The sequence below is a fragment of the Paractinoplanes durhamensis genome, from assembly GCF_016862175.1.
Classification (GTDB): Bacteria; Actinomycetota; Actinomycetes; order Mycobacteriales; family Micromonosporaceae; genus Actinoplanes; species Actinoplanes durhamensis.
On record NZ_BOML01000081.1, the window covers coordinates 15,812 to 37,766 of the forward strand.

Genomic DNA, 21,955 nt, shown 5'->3' on the forward strand with positions numbered 1-21,955 from the left:
GGGAAAACCGTGCGACCGGAAGGGCGGTGGACGTGACAACGCACCTACGAGCCCGAGTGGCCCAGGCCGGTGCGTTACTGGCGGTGGTCCTCGGCGTAATCGTCGTCGCACCCGCGGTGGCGCTGGCCGACGCACCCGATGTGCAGATCACGAGCCTGCCCACCGACGTGATCTCGGGTAACAGCCTGCAGATGGGCTTCAAGATCCGCGACACCAACGACAACGGTGGCGGCGGTGGCGGTCAGACGACGGCCACCATCAAGGTCTCCGGGATGACCTGCGACGGCGTGTGCAACCAGATCGCCCAGGTCAGCAGCGGCAACGGCGGCACGGATTTCACCGTGAAGTTGACCGCGCCGACCGCGGACGCGGGCGCGACCAAGGTCGTCAACATCACGGTCAGCGCCACCATCAACGGCGAGACCAACAGCACCAGCCAGCCGGTGAACGTCAAGGGCCCGGACAAGCCGCAGAACGTCACGTCCATCTCCGGCAAGGTGAAGGACAGCGACGGCAAGGCCGTCTCCGGTGCCTCGGTCGCCATGAAGGACAGTGCCGGGAACGTCTACCAGGCGACCACGAACGGTAACGGCGGCTACGCGTTCAACTCCTCCGACTCGCAGCCGATCACCCCCGGCACGATCTCGGTCGGTGCCGCGAAGACCGGGTTCACCTCGGCCACCGTGCAGATCCAGGCCGCGGTCGGCAAAAGCGTCAACGTGCCGCTGACCCTGAAGATCGTCGAGGCCTCGGCGTCAGCCACCCCGTCCGCATCCGCGTCCGTCGCGGCCAGCTCCGAGGTGCTCGACGACGCGACCACCGAGCCGACCGCCGAGGACACGACGGCGGCCGACGCGGACACCAAGAAGACCGCGTCCGACTCGGGCGGCTCCGGCTCGATGCTGTTCATCATCGTCGGCGGCCTGCTCGTCGCGGCCGGTGTCGGCGCGATCGTGCTGGTCCTGATGCGCCGGAAGAACAACGGCGAGGACGGCGGCGGTGTCGACGACGACCCGACCTCGATGCCCGGCGGTGGCGGCGGCGTGGTGCCGGCCAGCCAGGGCCGGTTCAACGACGCGACCCGGGTCTCCGCTCCGATGGGGGCCGGCCGGGACGCCACGATGATGGCGCCGCGGGCGTCCTCGCCGATGGCGGACGCACCCACGATGCTCCAGCGCCCGGTGGTCGAGGACGAGTTCCCCGACCCCTACGGCGTGCCTGTTCCGCAGCAGGGCGGCTACGTCGGCGGCGGGCAGCAGTACGGCGGCTACGACCAGGGTGGGTACGAGCAGCCGGGCGGTTACGAGCAGCCCGGCGGTTACGGCACGGCCGGCTACGGCGCGGCCCCCGCGGCCGGCGGCCAGTACGGCGCTCCGCAGAGCACCGGCACCTACGGTGCGGCGGCGGCTCCGGCCGGTGCCCAGCAGCGCTACGACGAGCCGACCGGCATGTACCAGCCCCCGGCTGACGGCTACGACGAGTACGACGAGCGGGGCGGCCAGCAGTACGGCGGCGCCCAGCAGTACGGCGGCCAGCAGCCGCAATACGGTGCCGGCGCCGGCCAGCAGTACGGCGGCGGCGGTTACGACCAGGGCGGTTACGAGCAGCCCGGCGGTTACGGTGCGGCCCCCGCGGCCCCGGCGGGCGGCGGCGGCCAGTACGGCGCCGGCGGCTACGACGACCAGGCCGGCTACGGCAACGAGCAGGGCGGTCAGCAGTACGGCGGCGCCCAGCAGTACGGCGGCCAACCGCAATACGGCGGCCAGCCGCAGCAGCAGTACGGCGGCGGTTACGACCAGGGCGGCCAGTACGGCGGCGGCGGTTACGACCAGGGTGGTTACGAGCAGCCCGGCGGCTACAACGAGCCGAACCGGCACGGCGGACAGCCACCCCGGCCGCAGGAGCCCTCGCAACCCGGCCAGCGCCGCTCGGCGGACTGGGACAACTGACGGCCCTGAGAACGACAAGATCCGGCTCGCGTATGCGGGCCGGATCTTTTTATGTCCGGACGACGAAAGCCGGTCAGCGTGGACGCTGACCGGCTTTATCGTCGGTTGTAGATCAGTCGGTGGACTTGGCCGGCTCGATCGGACCGCCCGGCACGTCGTCCTCGCTCGGCGTCGACTCGGAGATCTCCAGCGTCACCGACCGCACCGAATCCTCGCCCGCGGGCGAATCCCCGGCCGGTTTCGCGGCCGCTTCCGGGTCACCGTGCCGGCCGGCCAGCTCGGCCACCCCGCCGAACAGCTTCGGCAGCGTCGACGACCAGGCCTCGCGCAGCTCGGCCAGCGGGATCGTGAACTGATCCCGCACGTCGAGCACCGCCTCGCGCGACGTCACGCCGATCTGCACGCACGGCACGCCGTAGTCGGAAGCGAGCGCCACGAACGCCTTGTCGTGCCCGCGCGGCACCGCCACCACGGCCCGGCTCGCCGACTCGCTGAAGAGCTGGACGAACGCGGTGTTGTCGTCCTCCGGCAGCACGATCTGCGCGCCGACCTCGCGACGCAGGCAGCTTTCCACCAGCGCCTGGGCGAGACCGCCGTCGGAGAGATCGTGCGCGGCGGCGACGTGCCCGGCCTGCGAGGCCCGCTGCATCAGCGCGCCGAGCCGCTGCTCGTTCACCAGGTCGATCTTCGGCGGGCGACCGCCGAGGTGCGCGTGGGTGACCCACGCCCACTCCGAGCCGGACAGCTCGCAGGTGGTCTCGCCGAGCAGGTAGATCAGGTCACCGTCGCCGGTCGGCGGCACGAAGCCCATCGGGACGCGGCGGGCCACGTCGTCGAAGACGCCGAGCACACCGACCACCGGGGTCGGGTGGATCGCGGCCGCGCCGGTCTGGTTGTAGAAGCTGACGTTTCCGCCGGTGACCGGGGTGCCCAGCTGCTGGCAGCCGTCGGCGAGACCGCGGACGGCCTCGGCGAACTGCCACATCACGGCCGGGTCCTCCGGGGAGCCGAAGTTGAGGCAGTCGGTGACCGCGACCGGCTCGGCCCCGGTGACCGCGACGTTCCGGAACGCCTCGGCCAGCGCGAGCTTGGCGCCCTCGTAGGGATCGAGGCGGGCGAACCGGCCGTTGCCGTCGACCGACAGCGCCACGCCGAGGCCGGTGCGCTCGTCGATGCGGAGCACACCCGAGTCCTCCGGCTGAGCGAGGACGGTGTTGCCCAGCACATACCGGTCGTACTGCTCGGTGACCCAGGTCTTGTCGCACAGGTTCGGCGACGCGGCCATCCGCAGCACGGTCTCGCGGAGCTCGTCGCCGGTGTTCGGCCGCGGCAGCGTCTCGGCCCGATCGGCCTGAAGCAGTATCAAGTCGCCGGGCTCGCGGATCGGCCGGGCGTAGACCGGGCCGTCGTCGGCGAGCGAGCCGGGCGGCACGTCGACCACGATGTGGTCGTTCCACGTGATCACCAGCCGGCCCGGGGTGCCCTCCGCCTCGGCCGGGGTGACCTCGCCGATCGCGGTGGCCCACACGCCCCACTTCTCGGCGACGGCCAGCACGGGGGCGAGGTTTTCCGGCGTGACGATCAGAAGCATCCGCTCCTGCGACTCGCTGGCCAGGATCTCGGTGGGCGACATCGACGCCTCGCGCAGCGGCACCCGCTCCAGCCACACCCGCATGCCGGTGCCGGCCGCGGCCGCGGTCTCGGTGAGCGCGCAGGTCAGGCCGGCGCCGCCGAGGTCCTGGATGCCGGCCACGAGGCCGGCGTCGTAGAGCTCGAGGCAGCTCTCGATGAGCAGCTTCTCCATGAACGGGTCGCCGACCTGCACCGACGGGCGGCGCTGCTCGGCCCCCTCGTCGAAGGTGGCCGACGCGAGCACGGAGACGCCGCCGATGCCGTCGCGGCCGGTGCGCGCACCGAGCAGCACGACGATGTTGCCGACGCCGGCCGCTTCCTTGTGCTGCAGCCGCTCGACCGGCAGCACGCCGATGCTCAGCGCGTTGACCAGCGGGTTGCCCTGGTAGGTCGGGTCGAAGACGATCTCGCCGCCGATGTTGGGCAGGCCCAGGCAGTTGCCGTAGCCGCCGATGCCGGCCACCACGCCGGGCAGCACCCGGGCGGTGTCGGGGTGGTCGGCCGCGCCGAAGCGCAGCGGGTCCATCACCGCGATCGGCCGGGCCCCCATCGCGAGGATGTCCCGGACGATGCCGCCGACGCCGGTGGCCGCGCCCTGGTAGGGCTCGACGAAGCTCGGGTGGTTGTGCGACTCGACCTTGAAGGTGACCGCGAGCTCGTCGGAGATCTGCACGACGCCGGCGTTCTCGCCGATGCCGGCCAGCATCCGGGTGTTCGGCGGGGTCTTCTCGCCGAACTGACGCAGGTGCACCTTGCTCGACTTGTAGGAGCAGTGCTCGCTCCACATGATCGAATACATGGCGAGCTCGGAGGCGGTGGGCCGGCGACCGAGGATCTGCCGGATCCGTTCGTACTCGTCGTCCTTGAGACCGAGATCGGTGTGCGGCTGAAGCTCCTCGGGCGTGCTGAAGGCACGCTCCACCGTGTCCGGTGCGCCGGCGAACTCATTGATCAGAACGTCGGTCGCGGCGAAGCCGGTCGGCTTCTTCGCACTCGGCGACGCCGCCGCGCCGCTGGTGGCCGTGTCCGGCTGCGAGGTCATTACTGGTGTCCCCCTGATTGCTGTCCGCCCGCGGTCGCCCCGGCCAGGGCACGCAGGACGGAGGTGAAGAAGCCGAGGCCGTCCAGCGACGGGCCGGTCAGCGCCTCCACCGCGTGTTCCGGGTGCGGCATGATGCCGACGACGTTGCCGGCCTCGTTGGTGATCGCGGCGATGTCGCGCTGCGAACCGTTCGGGTTGCCCTTGATGTAGCGGGCGACGATCCGGCCCTCCGCCTCGAGCGCGTCGAGCGTGCGCTCGTCGGCGACGTAGCAACCCTCGCCGTTCTTCACCGGGATCAGGATCTCCTGGCCCTCGGTGTAGCCGTTGGTCCACGCGGTGTCCACGGACTGCACGCGCAGCCACTGGTCGCGGTTACGGAAGTGCAGGTGCTGGTTGCGGGTGAGCGCGCCGGGAAGCAGGTGCGCCTCGCAGAGAACCTGGAAGCCGTTGCAGATGCCGAGCACCGGCAGGCCACCGTTGGCCGCCTTGATGATCGACTCCATGACCGGGGCGAACCGGGCGATCGCGCCGCAGCGCAGGTAGTCGCCGTAGGAGAAGCCGCCGGGCAGGACCACGGCGTCGACGCCGTGCAGATCGGGGTCGCCGTGCCAGAGGCGGACGGCCTCGGCGCCGGCGATGCGCGCGGCGCGGGCCGCGTCCCCGTCGTCGAGTGAACCGGGGAAGGTGACCACACCGATACGCATGGTCAGGCGTCCTCCGTCACACGAATGTCAAAGTCCTCGATCACCGGGTTGGCCAACAACTTGTCGGCGATCTCACGGGCGCGATCCAGGTCGGCCTCTCCGGCGAACTCGATCTCGATCCGCCGACCGATGCGGACGGAGGAGACGTCGGTTACCCCGAGCCTGGGCAGCGCGTTCGCGACTGCCTGGCCCTGCGGATCGAGGATCTCCGGCTTGAGCATGACGTCGACCACGACGCGAGCCACGGGCACTCCTGACTGATAGGTGTAAGCATCGGCAGCCTACCTTGTGAAGCACGGCACCGACCCACTGGCCGGTGTCGGCAGAGCGACCCTTGCCCTTCTGACCAGGGCACATCGGCAGTGATCTAGATCAACACCGGCGAGGGCCATCACACGGTGATATGTGCGATCTGAGTGGTAGGCGAACAGGCGCATTGCCCCTACCGTTCAGTACATCGATCTCCGTAGGGCCGGACGGCGGCGCCCCCGCTGTCGTCCGGCAGGAGCTCTCGAGCAGTTTCCGCCGAGGTGCGACGTGAGGGTCGAGCTCCGTTGCGCCTCGGCGGCACCAAACCTCTAGAGAATCGGCGCGGGCGCGTAATGCGCCGCGGCCGGGTGCGCCGCCACGATCGAGGCCACCCGGTCAGCCACCCGGGCGACCTGCGAGGACGCCGCGCCCACGAACGCCGCCCGGTCCGCCACCAGTGTGTCGATCTCGGCGCGGGACAGCCGCATCCGATCGTCGCCGGCCAGCCGGTCGAAGAGATCGTTGACCGCGGCACCCTTCTCCCGCATGGCCAGCGCCACCGCGATCGCGTGCTCCTTGATCACCTCGTGCGCGACCTCCCGGCCGACCCCCTTGCGCACCGCCGCCACCAGGATCTTGGTGGTGGTCAGGAACGGCAGGAAGCGGTCGAGTTCGCGGGCGATCACCGCCGGGTAGGCGCCGAACTCGTCGAGCACGGTCAGGAACGTCTGGAACAGGCCGTCGGTGGCGAAGAACGCGTCCGGCAGCGCCACCCGGCGGACCACCGAACAGGACACGTCGCCCTCGTTCCACTGGTCGCCGGCCAGCTCGCCGACCATCGAGAGGTAGCCCCGGACGATCACCGCGAGGCCGTTGACCCGCTCCGACGAGCGCGTGTTCATCTTGTGCGGCATCGCCGACGAGCCGACCTGGCCGGGCTTGAAGCCCTCGGTGACCAGCTCCTGGCCGACCATCAGCCGGATCGTGGTGGCCAGCGACGACGGGCCGGCGGTCACCTGGACGAGCGACGACACCACGTCGAAGTCGAGCGACCGCGGGTAGACCTGGCCGACGCTGCTGAGCACCCGGTTGAAGCCGAGGTGGCCGGCCACCCGCTGCTCCAGCTGGGCGAGGGCGTCGAAGTCCCCGTCGAGAAGGTCGAGCTGGTCGGCCGAGGTGCCGACCGGGCCTTTGATGCCGCGCAGCGGATAGCGCCCGATCAGGTCGTCCAGACGTTCGTACGCGATAAGGAGCTCTTGTGCCGCCGAGGCGAACCGCTTGCCGAGCGTGGTGGCCTGCGCCGCCACGTTGTGCGAGCGGCCGGTCATGACGAGATCCGAATACTCCACCGCGCGCTCGGTGAGCCGGGCCAGGGTGGTGACCACCCGCTCGCGGATCAGCTCGAGCGACGCCCGGATCTGCAGCTGCTCGACATTTTCGGTCAGGTCGCGGGAGGTCATCCCCTTGTGGATCTGCTCGAAACCGGCCAGCGCGCTGAACTCCTCGATGCGCGCCTTCACGTCGTGCCGGGTGACCCGCTCGCGGGCCGCGATCGACGGCAGGTCGACCTGGTCGAGCACCGATTCGTACGCCTCGACGGCCCCCTCGGGCACCCCGACGCCGAGATCACGCTGGGCGCGCAGCACGGCGAGCCAGAGCCGGCGCTCCATCCGGATCTTCTCCTCCGGGGACCACAGGTCGGTCAGGTCGGCGGAGGCATAGCGGGCGGCCAGCACGTTCGGGATAGTCACGCGACCGATTCTTTCACGGACTCGTTTTCCGGCTCCGGCAGCTTGTGCCGCAGCGTGCGGATGTCCCGGCTGCTGAGCTGGGCGAGGATGGCGATCACCATGAGCGAGCCGGCCCCGATCAGGGTCGCCTCGGCGCCGATCACGTGCGAGATCGGCCCGATCGCCATCTCGCCGATCGGCATCGCCACGAACGAGCCGACCATGTCGTACGAGTAGACGCGGGCGAGTTTGTCCGCCGGGACATGCTCCTGCATCGTGGTTTCCCAGGCCACGCCGAACTGCTCGACCCCGGCCCCGGCCACCACCGCGGTGATCACCAGCAGCCAGAAACTCGGGTGGATGCCGAGCACGAACACCGGGAGGGCCAGCAGCCCGCAGGAGGCGACCCCGAAGTAGAGCAGTCGCGTCAGCCGCAACCGGATCGCGAGCAACCCGCCGAGGATCATGCCGGCGGTCTGCGCGGCGAGCACGAAACCCCAGGCCCGGCGGCCGATGCTCTCGTCCGCGATGACCGGCCCGAGCACGAAGAGCCCGCCGGCCCAGGCCATGTTGAGCACGCCGAACCCGGCGACGACCGCCCAGAGCCAGGTCCGCGAACGAAATTCGGACCATCCGGTCCGGAGATCTACGAAAATATTGGGACGCTTCTGCGGTGGTCCCGCGGCTTTTTCCGGTACGGACGTGGCCGCGGCCGAAAGGCCGAAATCCTCGCTGGGCAGCCCGGAGACCGCCTCCTCGACGACCGCCTCCCCGCTGATGGCCGCCGGTTCCGCCCGGCCCGGGCCGGGCGCGGCCGCCTTGAACACCAGGCCGAGACCGCCGAAGAAGACCGCCGAGAGCACGAACGTGGCCGCGTCGACCGCGATGCCCCAGCCCGGCCCGACCGCCGCGACCACGATGCCGGCCGCCGGCGCGCCCAGGATGGCTGCACTGTTGAGGGCGAGCCGCCCGATCGCGTTGGCCTGCTGGCGGATGTCGGCCGGCACGGTCAGCGGCAGCAGCGACGCGCTGGCCGGCAACGCCAGCGCCGCCACCATGCCGTTGACCGCCGCCAGCCCGATGAGCAGCGGAATCGTGGCGTTGTGGCTGAGCACCAGGGCCGCCACCAGCCCCTGGGTGAGGGCCGCGGCCAGGCTCGACCCGACCATCAGCGCGGTCTTCGGCAACCGGTCGGCGAGCACCCCGCCGAAGAGCAGGAACGCGACGTTGACCACCGTACGGGCGCCGACCACCAGGCCCAGGTCGGTGGCCGAGCCGGTGAGGTCGAGAACCGCGAAGGCGAGCGCGATCGGCGCGAACGCGTTGCCGAGCGCGTTGATCGTGCGGCCGGCGAGCAGGAACCGGAAGGGACGGTGTTTGAGGGGGGCGAGGGTCGGGGCGCTCATTCGGACTCCATCTCGAACATCGCGGCGGTGGTGCTGGTGCGGATGGTGCCGGGGGTGCGGGGTGGCTGGGCCACGTTGTGCAGCTCGACGAGCGCCTCGGAGATCCGGTTGCGGAGCTCGGCCCACTTCTCCGGGTCGACCCAGAGCTCGGCGTCGGCGAGGACCTTGCTGCTGGGCGGGAAGTTGGCGTCCCTCGTTCGGCGGATCAATTCGTGGGCGAAGGCGGCGAACTCGGCCCGGAGCTGCTCGTCACTGAGCGGCCCGCTGCTGAGCCGGTGCTCGCGGTCGCGGGCCACGTCGTAGCGGTAGCGCTTGGCGATGCCACCGCGGATCTTCTCCTCGCCCTCCACGAAGATCAGCCCGCCGGAGAGCAGGTTGCGGAGGTGATAGCTGGCGTTGGCGTGGGTGAGACCAAGCTCGCGGGCCACCTCGGCGGCGGTCATCGGCGCCGCGGTGAGCAGCGACATGATGCGCAGCCGGACCGGATGGGCCATCGCCCGCAGTGCCGCCTTGTTCTGCTCTCCCAAAGACATGTTGGGGAGTCTAGGCAACCCGCGTGCCGACTGTCCAACACTTATTTGGGAGTGGCACACTGCACGAAGAAAAGGCATTCTCGCTAGGGTTACTCGCGAGTAGGTACAGCGCAGATACCGAAAGGTCCACCGATGACTGAATTCAACCCCGAGTCGCTCGCCTCGATCGGCCCGAAGGAGTTCGCGCAGCTCGTCAAGTCGACACCGGACTCGCAGATCGCCGAGGTCATGGCCGGCGACGCGCGCACCAAGATCCTCGACGAGGTCTTCAACCGGATGCCCCAGCTGTTCCGCGCCGAGAAGGCCGGCAGCACCTCGGCCGTCATCCACTGGATCATCACGGGCGGCGCCGACGGCGCGAGCGACACCTACGAGACGGTGATCGAGAACGGCGCCTGCACGGTGACCAACAAGCCGGAGCGCGACCCGAAGCTCGCCATGACCATGGACCCGCTCACCTTCCTGAAGGTCGTCTCCGGTGACGGCAACCCGATGATGATGTTCATGACCGGCAAGATCAAGGCAAAGGGCGACCTGGCCCTGGCCGCCAACGTGGCCAAGCTCTTCGACATCCCCAAGGCCTGACGCTTGCGAGGCGTGGCATGCCCGGCCGGCATGCCACGTCACCCAAGCGTGGTAAGCCGCTTGGCGGCGTCCGAGTTTCGTGCGAGTTTTGCTCTACCCTTCACAGTGAAGGATTTGTACAAACTCGGAAGGAACTCCGGCGATGCCCACTCCGCCTGTCGAAGAGGCTTTGCGGCATATCGCCGGTGGTGCGAGAGCCTGCGATCTCGAAGGCCGGACGTTGGACTTCAAGCGGCCGATGCGCTCCCGCGACGACACCGCCAAGGACATGGCTGAGGCCGCCGCCTGTTTCGCCAATGCCGTCGGCGGCTCAGTCGTACTCGGTGTCGCAGACCGTACGGCGGGGCCGGATGCGTTCGTCGGCACCGACATTCAGCCTCACTGGCTGGCCCGGCGAATCTATGAATTGACGGCACCGGGCTTGACCGTGGAGGTCTCGGACTTCCGGTATGCCGACCGGACGTTGGTCGAGATACGCGTACCCGTGGGTGTCGACGTGCACCTGGTCGGGGGTCGCGCGACCGCGCGGCGAGACGACGGCTGCCTCCAGATGACCTCCGCCGACATCGCGCGGCTCGCCGACGAACGCCGGGGCGTGGACTGGTCCGCGGCCGAAACCGATTCGCCCGTGTCCACGGCATCACCGGTTGCGATGGCGCAGGCCCGAGCACTGCTCCGGCAACATCAGGACCCTCAGCGTCGCTCCTACGCGACGTACGACGACGCGGACCTTCTCCGGGCACTCGGTGTGGCAACCGCGGACGGCCGGCTGCTGAATGCCGGCAGGGTGCTCTTCTGTGATCCGGATCCGGCATTTCCGGCCGAGGAGCTACTCGTGTATCAGTACCGGCGGTCGCCCGGTGGGGAACCGGCCGAGATAGCTCGCCTCAGCCAGCCGCTGATCAGCGCATACCTCCGGATTCAGGAGCACGTCGAGGCCCGCGTGGACAAGACGCCGTTGCTCCTTCCCGACGGGCAGCAGGTATATCTGGCCGACCTTCCGGAAGCCGCCGTTCGGGAAGCGGTCGCCAACGCCGTCATTCACCGGGACTACCGGTCGCCGGGCCCGGTGCACGTGGAACATGCCCCCACGCAGCTGGTTGTCACCTCTCCCGGACCTCTCGTACAGGGCGTGACCGTCGACAACATCCTCAGTACGCCGTCCCGACCCCGGAATTTCCGGCTTACCGCAGCGGTGCGCGTCCTCGGGCTCGCGGAGCAGGCCGGGGTCGGAGTGGAACGGATGTATCGCGAGATGATCCGGCTCGGCCACCAGCCGCCGCAGATTCGCGAGGACTGGGGCTCGGTACGCGTGTCCCTTCTCGGCGGCGCGCCGAACAAGGCGATCGCCCGGTACGTCGCCTCGCTGCCCGAGGAGTATGCCGACGATGCCGATGCCATGCTCGTTCTCTTCGCACTGCTGTCCAAGAGAACGGTGACCGCGGAACAGCTGACGCCGGTCCTGCAGAAACCGATCGACGAGGTCGCCGGGGTCCTGCGCAAGCTCGACGGTGACGACGTCGCGATGGTGGAACCCACACGCGAAACGATCCGTCGACGCTATCCGACATACCGGTTGCGGGAACAAGTGATCCGGGAACTCGGCGCAGCGGTCGGCTATCGACGGCGAACGCAGGACGACATCGATCGGAAGGTCATCGAGGCCGTCCAGGAGATCGGCCAGATCACCGGCAAGATGGTCCAACTGCTGCTTGACGTCGACGGCAGCCGAGCATCCCGGATTCTGGCAGATCTGGTCGACCGGCAACTCCTGATCAAGACATCGCACCAGCAGCGCGGACCGGGCGTCACGTACGGGCCCGGCCCACGCTTTCCCCTGCGGAAAGGCAGGCGTAGATCAGTGTCATCCAAGCCGGGAGCGGACCGCGTCCCGGTCGAGGACCAGCCGGAACAGCAAGAACTGTTCACGGACGATGTCTGAGAGCGCTACCGACTGATGCGCCCCTCCAGGGCGGTCAGGGCGATGTCGGTGCGGTACTGGGCGCCGTCCAGGTGGATGTTGTCGATCAAGGCGTAGGCGGCCGCGCGGGCCGCGGCCAGGTCGGTGCCGACGGTCGTCACGCTCAGCACTCGGCCGCCCGCTGAGATCAGGGCGCCGTCGTCGCGCCGGGCGGTGCCGGCGTGGATCACGCCGGCCGCCTCCGCGCCCTCGATCACGTCGCCGATCCGCGGGGTGCCGGGGTAGTTCGCGCTGGCCACCACCACCGTGACGGCCGCGCCGTCGTGCCAGACCAGCGGTGGGTGCTCGGCCAGCCGGCCGGTCGCGGCCGCGAGCAGCAGGCCGGACAACGGCGTGTCCAGCAGGGCGAGCACCACCTGGGTCTCCGGGTCGCCGAAGCGGGCGTTGAACTCGATGACCTTGGGACCGTCGGGGGTGAGCGCGAGTCCGACATAGAGCAGCCCGGCAAACGGGGTGCCGCGCTTGCGCATCTCGGCCAGGGTCGGCTCGACGACCTCCCGCATCACCTGCGGCACGAGATCGTCCGGCGCCCAGTCCAGCGGAACGTACGCCCCCATGCCGCCGGTGTTCGGCCCGGCGTCGCCGTCGGCCAGCCGCTTGAAGTCCTGGGCCGGCATCAGCGGCACCGACGCGGTGCCGTCGGTGACCACGAACAGAGACACCTCGGGGCCGGACAGGTACTGCTCGATGACGACCTTGCCGCACTCGGCGGCGTGCCGGCGGGCGTCCTCGATCGAGTCGGTGACCACCACGCCCTTGCCCGCGGCCAGCCCGTCGTTCTTGACGACGTAGGGCGCACCCAGGTCGGCGAGGGCCCGGTCGACCTCCTCGGGCGAGGTGCACGCGTAGGACAGCCCGGTCGGCACGCCGGCCGCGACCATGACGTCCTTCGCGAACGCCTTCGACCCCTCCAACTGGGCGGCGGCCGCGCTCGGCCCGAAGCAGGCGATGCCCTTGGCCCGCACCGCGTCGGCCACCCCGGCCACCAGCGGCGCCTCCGGCCCGATCACCACCAGGTCGGCGGCCACCTCGACGGCCAGCGCCGCCACCGCGGCGGGATCGGTCGCCACCACCTCGTACAGCCGCGCGACCTGCGCGATGCCGGGATTGCCGGGGGCGGCGGCCAGGAAGTCGACGGCGGGGTCGGCAGCGAGTTCGAGGGCGAGGGCGTGTTCGCGCCCGCCGGAACCGATCAGAAGTACGCGCACGACCGCCGATCCTACCGGCGGGCTCCTTCCGCACGTCGCACCGCACGTCGGTCGCGTAAACTTCGGCAGTACCCGGACTTTCCCGAGTACGACTGTTCTACGGAAGGCGTCACGGAAGTGCCGGTGATCGTGTTGATCGGCGCCCAATGGGGCGACGAGGGCAAGGGCAAGGCCACTGACCTGCTGGGCGACCGTCTCGACTATGTCGTCAAGTTCAACGGTGGCAACAACGCCGGTCACACCGTGGTGATCAAGGGCGAGAAATACGCGCTTCACCTGCTGCCCAGCGGCATCCTGACACCGGGTGTGACCCCGGTGATCGGCAACGGTGTGGTGGTCGACCTGGCGGTGCTGTTCCAGGAGATCGACGGTCTCGAGGCACGCGGCATCGACACGTCCCGCCTGCGGATCAGTGCGAACGCGCACGTCATCGCGTCCTACAACCGCACGCTCGACAAGGTCAGCGAGCGTTACCTGGGCGCCCGGCGGATCGGCACCACGGGCCGGGGCATCGGCCCCACCTACGCCGACAAGATGAACCGGCTGGGCGTCCGCATCCAGGACCTCTTCGACGAGTCGATCCTGCGGCAGAAGGTCGAGGCGGCGCTCTCCTTCAAAAACCAGGTGCTGTCGAAGATCTACAACCGCCAGGCGGTCAAGGTCGACGAGGTCGTGGCGGAGCTCTTGTCGTACGTCGATCGTCTTCGCCCCTACGTCGGGGACACCGCGCTGGAGCTCTCCCAGGCGCTCGACGAGGGCAAGGTCGTGCTCTGCGAGGCCGGCCAGGCCACCCTGCTCGATGTGGACCACGGCACCTACCCGTTCGTGACCAGCTCGAACGCGACGGCCGGCGGCGCCTGCACCGGGGCCGGCATCCCGCCGACCCGGATCGACCGGGTGGTCGCGGTGCTGAAGGCGTTCACCAGCCGGGTGGGTGAGGGCCCGTTCCCGACCGAGCTGCACGACAAGTTCGGCGACTACCTGCGTGAGGTCGGCCACGAGTACGGCACGACCACCGGCCGCCCGCGCCGGATCGGCTGGCTCGACCTGGTGATCGGCCGCTACGCGCAGCGGATCAACGGGGTCACCGACTTCGCACTGACCAAGCTGGACAACTACGACGGCCTCGACGAGATCCCGGTCTGCGTGGCCTACGAGGTCAACGGGGTGCGGCACGACGAGATGCCGGTCAACCAGACCGACTTCCACCACGCGATCCCGATCTTCGAGACGCTGCCCGGCTGGAAGCAGGACATCTCCGGTTGCCGCAGCTTCGACGACCTGCCGAAGGACGCGCAGCGGTTCGTCGAGTTCGTCGAGCAGCGCCTCGGCGCCCGCATCTCGATCGTCGGCGTCGGCCCGGGCCGCGAGGCGGTCATCGAGCGGCACTCGGTGCTGGGCGGCTGATCAGGTGTTCGACGTCGTCATCCTGAGCCTGGCCGAGGGCGCGGGTCCGTCGGTGGACGCCTGCGGCCCGGCCGGCTGCGGCGGTTGCGGTTCCGACTCCGGTTCCGACTCCGGTTCCGACTCCGCGGAGAAGGAGTCGTGCGCCGCCCCGCGCGTGCCGGTGCTGGAGTGCGCGGACGCGCTGACCAAGGCCGGTGCGCGCGTCGAGACGATCACGGCCGGGTCCGATGCGGAGATCGACGCGGTCCTGGCCCGCTTCGACGGGCCGCCCCGCGCGGACGGCTTGACCTGGCCCGACGTCGAGAACAAGACCCGGCTGGTGGTGGCGAGCGCGGTCGACGGCCAGTTGCGGGCCGTCCTGCGACGGCTCGTCCGGCGGTACGCTCCGCCACCCAGCAAACGCCCCGGCGACCTGGCCACCGGCCGCACGGTTCCGGATCTTCCCCCGGTGGCGCTGCTCCCGCTCGACGCGGCCGGCACCACCGACCTGGCCGCCCAGCTGGGCCTGCCCCGCACCCCGGCCGGGGTGGCCGCGGCGGTGCTGAACGGCCCGGTCCGCCGCCTCGACCTGCTGCGCAACGACGGTGGTTCGGTCACGGTGGACGGTGCGCTGGTCGGCGGCGCGGACGACGACGGCCGGGCGGTGGCCTGGCGCGGCCGGATCGAGGTGGACGACAAGGTCCTCTCCGACGGCAGCGACCCGATCCTGGCCTGCGCGATCGGCAACGGCGGCGGCTACGCCGAGTTCGACGGCCTGCGGCTGCTCACCGATGGGGACCCGACCGACGGCCGGGTCGAGGTGGCCGTCGCGGTTCCCAGGATCGTCAAGCAGGGCTTCCGGCGCGGCACGAAGGTGCAGATCGAGGTGCGGCGGGCCCGCGGGCGCGCGGTGTCGGTGCTGCCGCGCGACGGTGAGCTGCAGTTCCTCGACGACGGCGTCGGCGGCTCGATGACCCGTAAGCGTTCGTGGTGGACGGAGGCCGGCGCGTGGGCGGTGTACGCGACCTGACCTACTGTGAAAGTCTGAGGCCGTAGTGAAGGGGAGGACGCTTCCGTGACGGACGAGCACGCCGACCGCGTCTACGTCCCGGGGACGAACCCCACGCCCCCCGACCGGGACGTGGAGCCGTTCTGGGCGGATGAGGAGCCACCGGCTCCCGTGCACGGCGGCCGGCCCGTTCCGCACGAGACGCCGCCACCGATGCCGATCCACGGTGCGCCCACGAGTGTCTACCGGTCGGACCGCCCGGTGCCGGTGCCCGGGATTCCCGTCCCGGTGCCGCCGCCCGCCGCACCACCCACCACGCCGCCGCCGGTTCCGCAGCAGCGGACGCCGACGCAGGCCTGGCCCAACCTGGAGCGTCCGGCCGAGCCCTCGGCCGGCCCGGTCGAGATCACTCCGCCCGAGCCGACCTCCGGCTCCGGGGTGCACACCAGCCCGGATTCGCCCTGGTCACAGCCCCCGCAGCAGCGGCCCGTCGCGCCGGAGCAGCCAACCCCTACCCCAGCTCCGGCCCCGCCGCCGACGATGCGGGCCAGCGCGTCCGTCCCGATCCCGCCGCCGGTGCGTCCGGAGAGGCCCCCGGAGCAGGCGAACGGCCAGATCTACCGGCCGCAGCAGCCCCCGGCCCCGCCAGCGCCGCCGCAGCAGCAATACGGGCCGCCACCCGGCCCTTACCCGCCGGCGATGGACCCGCGAAACGTCCAGCCGCAGCCGCCGGCTCCCGCGCCGATCGACCCCTTCCAGGATCTGCCGTGGGTGTCCGACGGCACCCCGACGGCCGAGGAGTTCGCCCGCCGCCGCCTGGCCAAGCCGGCCGAGCCGGTCGCCACCATGGGCCCGCGAGCGGTGCTGAAGAAGACCACGATGGGCCTGGTCAAGATGGCCCCGAGCAAGCGCGAGCTGGACTTCAAACAGGACGTCGAGAAGGTCCGCCGCAACTTCGGCGGCCTGCGCCAGGTCACCGTGGTCAACCCGAAGGGCGGTGCCGGCAAGACCGTCGCCGTGCTGCTGCTCGCCATGACGTTCGGCCAGAAGCGCGGCGGGTACGTTCTGGCCTGGGACAACAACGAGACCCAGGGCACCCTCGGCATGCGCGCCCAGCAGGACTTCCACGCCCGTACGGTCCGCGACATGATGCGCGACCTGCACCTGTTCCGCGGCGCGCACGGCCGGGTCGGCGACCTTTCGCAATATGTCCGGGCCCAGGGCGAGGGCATGTTCGACGTGCTGGCCTCGGACGAGTCGGCGACGGCCGGCGAGATGCTGACGGCGGGCGCGTTCGCCGAGATCCGCGAGATCGTCAGCCGCTTCTACAAGCTGATCTTCGTGGACACCGGCAACAACGTGCGCGCCCAGAACTGGCAGGCGGCGATCGACGCCACCGACCAGCTGGTGATCACCATGTCGGCCCGGAACGACTCGGCCGAGACCGCCGCCCGGATGCTCGACCACCTGGAGCAGAGCGGCCGGCAGCGGCTGGTCCGGCAGGCGGTCAGCGTGGTGTCGATGCCGCCGACCCGCAAGGACATCGACCTGCCGGCGATCCGGAACCACTTCGCGGCCCGCACCCGGGCGGTGCTGATGGCGCCGTACGAGAAGCTGATCGACTCCGGCGAGCCGCTGCGCTACGGCCAGTTGTCCAACAACACCAAGGACGCCTGGCTGAAGATCGCAGCGGCGGTCGCCGAAGGCCTCTAGGAAAGATCAGGAAAGGGCGTCGGCCGCGGCCGGGTCACTGTCGCGCAGGAATTGAGCGCAGCGGGCCGCCTCGTCCGCCTCACCGATTTCGGCGGCGGCCTTCGACAGGCTGTGCAGGCAGCGCAGGAAACCCTGGTTGGGCCCGTGCGCCCAAGGCACCGGCCCGTGCCCCTTCCAGCCGTTACGGCGCAGCGAGTCGAGGCCACGGTGGTAGCCGGTGCGGGCGTAGGCGTACGCGGTGACCGGCTCGCCGGCCTCCAGGGCCTCGGCCGCCAGCGCGGCCCAGCCCCCGCTGAACGCCGGGTGATCGGCGGCAACCGTCTTGTAGGCGTCGGTGGTGCCGGCCTCGATCGCGGCAGCGAGGGCCTTTTCGGCTTCGATGTCGGCGGGCAGGCGCGTGGCCGGCGGCTCGGGAAGCAGATTCTGCATAACCCCATTCAACCGGCCGCACCAGGATGAATTCCCAGCGGGTCAGTCCCAGGCGTCGCCGAGCGTGGCCAGCCGATCGGTGTATTCGATCTGCCGCTGCCACGGCGCCGGCCAGGCATCGAGCCCGAGCGAGGCACCGGCGAACGCGCCGGCCAGGCAGGCGATCGAGTCGGAGTCGCCCGAGGACGCCGCGCCGCGCCCGAGCACCGCGACCGGCTCGTCCGGCGAGATCAGATAACAGTGCAGCGCGGTGGCGAGCGCCTCCTCGGCGATCCATCCTTCGCCGGTGGTCAGGCACGGATCGCCGGTGCGCGGCCCGGTGCCGACCTTGGCCAGCGCCGCCAGGCACTCGTCCCAGCCGCGCGCGATGAACTCCGCCGGCGACGAGACCCCCGGCTGCTGCCACAGCTCACCGAGCCAGTCACCCCGGTAGACGCCGCGCTGCGAACGGCAGCGATCACGCAGGGCCTCGAGCAATTCCTGCGGCGGGAGACCCGCCAAGAGCCAATTGCAGGTGTACGCGGTGAGCTCGCTCGCCGCCAGCCCGGTCGGGTGACCGTGGGTGAGGGCCGCCTGCAACTGGGCCGCCCCGGCCCGTTGGTCGTCGCTCAGCCCCGGCATCAGCCCGACCGGCGTGACCCGCATGTTGGCGCCGCACCCCTTCGACCCGGTCTGGGTCGCCTGCTGCCACGGCCGCCCGTCGGACAGCGCCGCGCAGGCCCGCAGGCAGGTCATGCCGGGCGCCCGGTTGTTGTCCGGGCTGATCGCCCAGTCGAGGAACGCCTGCCGCAGCAGCGGCTCCAGCGCGGCCGGCGTGATCTCCGGCGCGGCCAGCAGGGACTCCCCGACCGCGAGCGCCATCTGAGTGTCGTCGGTGACCAGGGCGGGCGTGCCGGTCAACTCGACCGGGCCGGCCGGGCCGTAGGCGGCCACGATCTCCTCGTACCGCATGAACTCGGTCGGCTTGCCGAACGCATCCCCGTAGGCCAGCCCATAGAGCGATCCCGCCGCATTTCGCACGCTGACTACCCTACGTTCATGCCAGGCGATCCGTTACAGCCCGTTCTGGGTGGGGACATTCCGTTCGACAGCACGGCGCACGAGGTGGAGTCCCGCGCGGAGTTCGACTCCCACCTGGCCCGCCGCTCGCTGGCCGGCCTGATCATTCTCGGCCTACGGCTGGAGGTCGACCCGCCCGACTTCACCGGCGTCGACGTGACCGGAACGCTCTTCGTCGGCTGCCGGCTGCCCGACGAGGTGGAGATCGACCTGATCCGGCGCGGCGCCCACCTGGTGCCGCCGTTCGACGCCCGGCCCTACCCGACCCATCCGGCCACCCTCTACACCCCGGAGGACCTGTCCTTCGGATTCGGCTCGGACGGCTTCGCCGGGATGTACGACTCGATCGTCTACCAGCACTTCATCGAGCACGGCGGGTCCGCCCCGGACATCCGGGAGGCGATCAGCCAGCGGCTGCACGACGCCGGCATCGACAACGCGCTCGGTAAGGCCCTGGCCGCCTGGGTGGCCAACCACGACGTGAAGGCCGCGGTCGGGATCATGGGCGGGCACGCGGCGGCCCGCGGTTCGGCGCCCTATTCGATGGCGGCCACGCTGGCCTGGCGGCTGGCCTCGGTGGGCCGGCTCGTGGTGACCGGCGGCGGTCCGGGGGTGATGGAGGCGGCGAACCTGGGTGCCTACTTCGCGAACCGCCCGGCCACCCAGCTGAAGTCCGCGATCGAGATGCTCGCGGCGGCTCCGCACTTCGCCGACCACGATCCGTACACGGCGGCGGCGCTCCGGGTGCGCACGGCGTTCCCGGCGCCGGCGACGGCGGCCACCGACGTGGTGGGCAAGCTGCGGCACGGCGGTCTGGCCCTGCCCACCTGGCTGTACGGGCACGAGCCGGCCAACCTGTTCGCGGGCCAGATCGGCAAGTACTTCTCGAACGCCGTCCGCGAGGACTCGATCCTGCGCCTGTCCCGGGGCGGCATCGTCTTCGCGCCCGGCTGGGCCGGCACCGTCCAGGAGATCTTCCAGGCCGCGACGAAGACCTTCTACCAGACCGACGGGCCCTCGGGCGCGTTCGTCTTCCTGGGCGTCGACCATTGGCGCGAGCTCCCGGTCGAGGCCCTGCTGCGCCCGCTGCTGGCCAAGTCACCGCACGGCGACCAGTCGAACCTGATCGTGGTGACCGATTCGCTCGACGTGGCGATGGCGGCGCTATCGCGGTGACCCCGTCAGGCGATGTGCACCCGGCGCCAGTTCGTGGCCGGGAGCTCGGCCTCCGGCACGTCGGTGATCCCGTTCTCGTCCATCGCGTTGTAGACCGCGATCCGGGCGCCCTCGAAGAGGAACTCGACCGCGTGCAGGATGCGCGGCCGCCACTCGGCCACCGTGACCAGCTCGATCACGTTCACCGCCCGCAGGATCTGGCCGCGCGCATGCCGCAGGGCCGCCACCGGGTCGGGCCGCCAGTCGAAGTGCTCGTACCAGTCGATCGGCACGTTCAGATCGATCTGATTCCAGGTGATCGCGCACTCGTCGAACTTACGGTGAGTAATCTCCACATGCGACTGTCCGAAGTCCAGAATCACCGGGCCGTCGGCGAACCAGCCCCGCTCGGCCATATCCCACATCAGCCAGCTTGATCGCAATTTCCGCCCGATGAGCCGGGTAAACCGGGTGCGATGGACCGCCGCGAGGGCTTCCGCGTCGTGGTGCCACGCGGGCTCATAGCCCTCGATACCGAGCACGATCATGAACCTCCAGTGAACTGGGATCGATCGTACCCATACCTGTGAGTAACACACCAAGAGAACGACGGCCGGTCCCCTCCAGTGGGGACCGGCCGTCGCCGAACGACTTACTTCGAAAGGCTGGTGCCGGTCGAACGGAGGTTCTCGCAGGCCTCGACGACCCGCTTGGCCAGGCCGTTCTCGGCCAGCTTGCCCCAGGCACGCGGGTCGTACGCCTTCTTGTTGCCGACCTCGCCGTCGATCTTCAGCACGCCGTCGTAGTTCTTGAAGATGTGGTCGACCACCGGGCGGGTGAACGCGTACTGCGTGTCGGTGTCGATGTTCATCTTGACCACGCCGTAGTCCAGGGCGCCGTGGATCTCCGAGAGCAGCGAGCCGGAGCCGCCGTGGAAGACCAGGTCGAACGGCTTCTCCTTGCCGTACTTCGCGCCGACCGCGTCCTGGATCTCCTTGAGGACCTCGGGGCGCAGCTTGACGTTGCCCGGCTTGTAGACGCCGTGCACGTTGCCGAAGGTCAACGCGGTCAGGTAGCGGCCCTTCTCGCCCAGGCCGAGCGCGGCCGCGGTGGCCAGGCCGTCCTCGACGGTCGAGTACAGCTTGTCGTCGATCGCGGCGGAGACGCCGTCCTCCTCGCCACCGACCACGCCGACCTCGATCTCGAGGATGATGTGCGCGGCCGCGGCCAGGGCCAGCAGGTCCTCGGCGATCTGTAGGTTCTCGTCCACCGGAACGGCCGAGCCGTCCCACATGTGCGACTGGAACAGCGGCGCGCGGCCGTTGGCGACCCGGTCCTTGCTGATCGCGAGCAGCGGCCGGACGTACTTGTCCAGCTTGTCCTTCGGGCAGTGGTCGGTGTGCAGCGCGATGTTGACCGGGTAGGCCTTAGCGACCTCGGTGGCGTACTCGGCCAGCGCCACGGCGCCGGTGACCATGTTCTTGATGGTCGGGCCGGACGCGTACTCGGCGCCGCCGGTCGAGATCTGGACGATGCCGTCACTGCCCGCCTCGGCGAAGCCCTGCAGGGCGGCGTTGAGGGTCTGCGAAGACGTCACGTTGATCGCCGGGTAGGCGAACGCGCCGGCCTTGGCGCGGTCGAGCATCTCGGCGTAGACCTCGGGAGAAGCGATAGGCATCGGTGCGCTCCTTGCTGTTTTCAACACGTATGGAAGACAGAGGGCAGGACCGCGCTGTCCTCCTCCAGGCAGTATTCCGCAGCCGGAAGAGCGATGAGAAACCGCCCCGAAACTTGCTCCAGTAGCCCGACATACGGCCCATAGCGTGCGCAAACGCCGGGACCAACGCCCCTATCGCCGAGCGCGGCGGGGAGGACAATCGGTTGGACCCGCCCGGCGGCCGGTTTGCGCTCATGCTGAGAGGGACCCGGCCACAACGACGGCGAGAGGGGAACGCGGGATGACGTACCCGGAGAACATCGACCTGGAGGTCCCGGAGGCGGACGCCGCCGAACAGCGCGCCAGCACCCGGTTCGAGGGGGACGACGACCGGGTGGAGACGTCCGGCAACGTCGAGGCGCCCGACTGGGACGCCAGCGAGCAGAACCGGGTCGTCGACCTGGAGGACGACGACTACCGCTAAACAATTCGGTCGCCCCGGCGGGCGGCTCGGCCGGATCATGGATG

Annotated in this window: 19 protein-coding genes; 8 read left to right on the forward strand and 11 right to left on the reverse strand. The window is 70.2% G+C overall.

The genetic code is table 11. The features are described 5' to 3' along the window. Positions 1-32 precede the first annotated feature (32 nt). A complete protein-coding gene (locus Adu01nite_RS48690) occupies positions 33-1,949 on the forward strand; it encodes a carboxypeptidase-like regulatory domain-containing protein (protein ID WP_203735291.1) in 1,917 nt (638 codons plus the stop codon). A 112-nt stretch (positions 1,950-2,061) separates the two neighbouring features. Here Adu01nite_RS48690 and purL read toward each other — a convergent pair whose 3' ends face one another. From purL to Adu01nite_RS43755, 6 genes are all read right to left on the reverse strand, one after another. Continuing rightward, positions 2,062-4,623, reverse strand: a complete 2,562-nt coding sequence (gene purL / locus Adu01nite_RS43730; protein WP_203735292.1) for a phosphoribosylformylglycinamidine synthase subunit PurL — start codon at positions 4,621-4,623, stop codon at positions 2,062-2,064. Continuing rightward, a complete protein-coding gene (gene purQ, locus Adu01nite_RS43735; protein ID WP_203735316.1) occupies positions 4,623-5,333 on the reverse strand; it encodes a phosphoribosylformylglycinamidine synthase subunit PurQ in 711 nt (236 codons plus the stop codon). Before purQ ends, purL begins: the two co-directional genes overlap by 1 nt. Beyond that, the gene (purS, locus tag Adu01nite_RS43740; RefSeq protein ID WP_203735293.1) at positions 5,330-5,572 is read right to left on the reverse strand and encodes a phosphoribosylformylglycinamidine synthase subunit PurS; all 243 of its coding nucleotides are present in this window, start codon (positions 5,570-5,572) and stop codon (positions 5,330-5,332) included. The genes purQ and purS overlap by 4 nt, the downstream gene beginning before the upstream one ends. A 333-nt stretch (positions 5,573-5,905) precedes the next feature. Further along, entirely contained in the window at positions 5,906-7,327 is a 1,422-nt protein-coding gene (gene purB, locus Adu01nite_RS43745; protein WP_203735294.1) for an adenylosuccinate lyase, read from the reverse strand. Further along, positions 7,324-8,712: an MFS transporter gene (locus Adu01nite_RS43750; protein ID WP_203735295.1), complete on the reverse strand. Its 1,389-nt coding sequence runs from the start codon at positions 8,710-8,712 to the stop codon at positions 7,324-7,326. The genes purB and Adu01nite_RS43750 overlap by 4 nt, the downstream gene beginning before the upstream one ends. Beyond that, positions 8,709-9,245 carry an ArsR/SmtB family transcription factor gene (locus tag Adu01nite_RS43755; protein ID WP_239133173.1) on the reverse strand — a complete coding sequence of 179 codons (537 nt, stop codon included), beginning with the start codon at positions 9,243-9,245 and terminating at the stop codon, positions 8,709-8,711. The genes Adu01nite_RS43750 and Adu01nite_RS43755 overlap by 4 nt, the downstream gene beginning before the upstream one ends. Before the next feature lie 132 nt (positions 9,246-9,377). Here Adu01nite_RS43755 and Adu01nite_RS43760 point away from each other — a divergent pair, with 132 nt between their 5' ends. After that, positions 9,378-9,830 carry an SCP2 sterol-binding domain-containing protein gene (locus Adu01nite_RS43760; protein WP_203735296.1) on the forward strand — a complete coding sequence of 151 codons (453 nt, stop codon included), beginning with the start codon at positions 9,378-9,380 and terminating at the stop codon, positions 9,828-9,830. 142 nt (positions 9,831-9,972) lie between these two features. Next, complete coding sequence (locus Adu01nite_RS43765) at positions 9,973-11,772, forward strand: RNA/DNA-binding domain-containing protein (RefSeq protein ID WP_203735297.1); 1,800 nt, start codon at positions 9,973-9,975, stop codon at positions 11,770-11,772. 5 nt (positions 11,773-11,777) lie between these two features. Here the strand turns inward: Adu01nite_RS43765 and purD are convergent, their stop codons facing one another. Continuing rightward, entirely contained in the window at positions 11,778-13,019 is a 1,242-nt protein-coding gene (gene purD / locus Adu01nite_RS43770) for a phosphoribosylamine--glycine ligase (protein ID WP_203735298.1), read from the reverse strand. Between the two features lie 117 nt (positions 13,020-13,136). Here purD and Adu01nite_RS43775 point away from each other — a divergent pair, with 117 nt between their 5' ends. From Adu01nite_RS43775 to Adu01nite_RS43785, 3 genes are read left to right on the forward strand one after another with little or no spacing between them, the layout of a single operon-like run. Next, the gene (locus tag Adu01nite_RS43775) at positions 13,137-14,426 is read left to right on the forward strand and encodes an adenylosuccinate synthase (RefSeq protein ID WP_203735299.1); all 1,290 of its coding nucleotides are present in this window, start codon (positions 13,137-13,139) and stop codon (positions 14,424-14,426) included. Positions 14,427-14,430: 4 nt separating this feature from the next. Then, positions 14,431-15,435 carry a diacylglycerol kinase family protein gene (locus tag Adu01nite_RS43780; protein WP_203735300.1) on the forward strand — a complete coding sequence of 335 codons (1,005 nt, stop codon included), beginning with the start codon at positions 14,431-14,433 and terminating at the stop codon, positions 15,433-15,435. Positions 15,436-15,480: 45 nt separating this feature from the next. Beyond that, positions 15,481-17,127 (forward strand): MinD/ParA family ATP-binding protein, encoded by a 1,647-nt coding sequence (locus Adu01nite_RS43785; RefSeq protein ID WP_203735301.1) that lies wholly within the window; start codon positions 15,481-15,483, stop codon positions 17,125-17,127. A 6-nt stretch (positions 17,128-17,133) separates the two neighbouring features. On the opposite strand, the gene Adu01nite_RS43790 is transcribed toward Adu01nite_RS43785, so the two are convergent. Both Adu01nite_RS43790 and Adu01nite_RS43795 read right to left on the reverse strand, forming a co-directional pair. Beyond that, positions 17,134-17,556: a DUF3151 domain-containing protein gene (locus Adu01nite_RS43790; RefSeq protein WP_203735302.1), complete on the reverse strand. Its 423-nt coding sequence runs from the start codon at positions 17,554-17,556 to the stop codon at positions 17,134-17,136. Between the two features lie 42 nt (positions 17,557-17,598). After that, positions 17,599-18,576 (reverse strand): ADP-ribosylglycohydrolase family protein, encoded by a 978-nt coding sequence (locus Adu01nite_RS43795; protein WP_203735303.1) that lies wholly within the window; start codon positions 18,574-18,576, stop codon positions 17,599-17,601. Between the two features lie 18 nt (positions 18,577-18,594). On the opposite strand from Adu01nite_RS43795, the gene Adu01nite_RS43800 reads away from it, so the two are divergent. Continuing rightward, positions 18,595-19,791, forward strand: a complete 1,197-nt coding sequence (locus tag Adu01nite_RS43800) for an LOG family protein (RefSeq protein WP_203735304.1) — start codon at positions 18,595-18,597, stop codon at positions 19,789-19,791. A gap of 5 nt (positions 19,792-19,796) precedes the next feature. Here the strand turns inward: Adu01nite_RS43800 and Adu01nite_RS43805 are convergent, their stop codons facing one another. Next, a complete protein-coding gene (locus tag Adu01nite_RS43805) occupies positions 19,797-20,318 on the reverse strand; it encodes a hypothetical protein (protein WP_203735305.1) in 522 nt (173 codons plus the stop codon). 104 nt (positions 20,319-20,422) lie between these two features. Beyond that, a complete protein-coding gene (fbaA, locus tag Adu01nite_RS43810) occupies positions 20,423-21,448 on the reverse strand; it encodes a class II fructose-bisphosphate aldolase (protein ID WP_203735306.1) in 1,026 nt (341 codons plus the stop codon). 280 nt (positions 21,449-21,728) lie between these two features. On the opposite strand from fbaA, the gene Adu01nite_RS43815 reads away from it, so the two are divergent. Beyond that, positions 21,729-21,911 (forward strand): Rv3202a family protein, encoded by a 183-nt coding sequence (locus tag Adu01nite_RS43815; RefSeq protein ID WP_203735307.1) that lies wholly within the window; start codon positions 21,729-21,731, stop codon positions 21,909-21,911. Positions 21,912-21,955: the final 44 nt, after the last annotated feature.

What these genes read in the sequence shown, in the direction of transcription:
- Adu01nite_RS43765 (WP_203735297.1), top strand. Translation starts at nt 9,973, where the DNA reads ATGCCCACTCCGCCTGTCGAAGAGGCTTTGCGGCATATCGCCGGTGGT.
- Adu01nite_RS43800 (WP_203735304.1), top strand. Translation starts at nt 18,595, where the DNA reads ATGCCAGGCGATCCGTTACAGCCCGTTCTGGGTGGGGACATTCCGTTC.
- fbaA (WP_203735306.1), bottom strand. Translation starts at nt 21,448, where the DNA reads ATGCCTATCGCTTCTCCCGAGGTCTACGCCGAGATGCTCGACCGCGCC.
- Adu01nite_RS43760 (WP_203735296.1), top strand. Translation starts at nt 9,378, where the DNA reads ATGACTGAATTCAACCCCGAGTCGCTCGCCTCGATCGGCCCGAAGGAG.
- Adu01nite_RS43750 (WP_203735295.1), bottom strand. Translation starts at nt 8,712, where the DNA reads ATGAGCGCCCCGACCCTCGCCCCCCTCAAACACCGTCCCTTCCGGTTC.
- Adu01nite_RS43805 (WP_203735305.1), bottom strand. Translation starts at nt 20,318, where the DNA reads ATGATCGTGCTCGGTATCGAGGGCTATGAGCCCGCGTGGCACCACGAC.
- Adu01nite_RS43755 (WP_239133173.1), bottom strand. Translation starts at nt 9,245, where the DNA reads ATGTCTTTGGGAGAGCAGAACAAGGCGGCACTGCGGGCGATGGCCCAT.
- Adu01nite_RS43815 (WP_203735307.1), top strand. Translation starts at nt 21,729, where the DNA reads ATGACGTACCCGGAGAACATCGACCTGGAGGTCCCGGAGGCGGACGCC.
- purL (WP_203735292.1), bottom strand. Translation starts at nt 4,623, where the DNA reads ATGACCTCGCAGCCGGACACGGCCACCAGCGGCGCGGCGGCGTCGCCG.
- Adu01nite_RS43790 (WP_203735302.1), bottom strand. Translation starts at nt 17,556, where the DNA reads ATGCAGAATCTGCTTCCCGAGCCGCCGGCCACGCGCCTGCCCGCCGAC.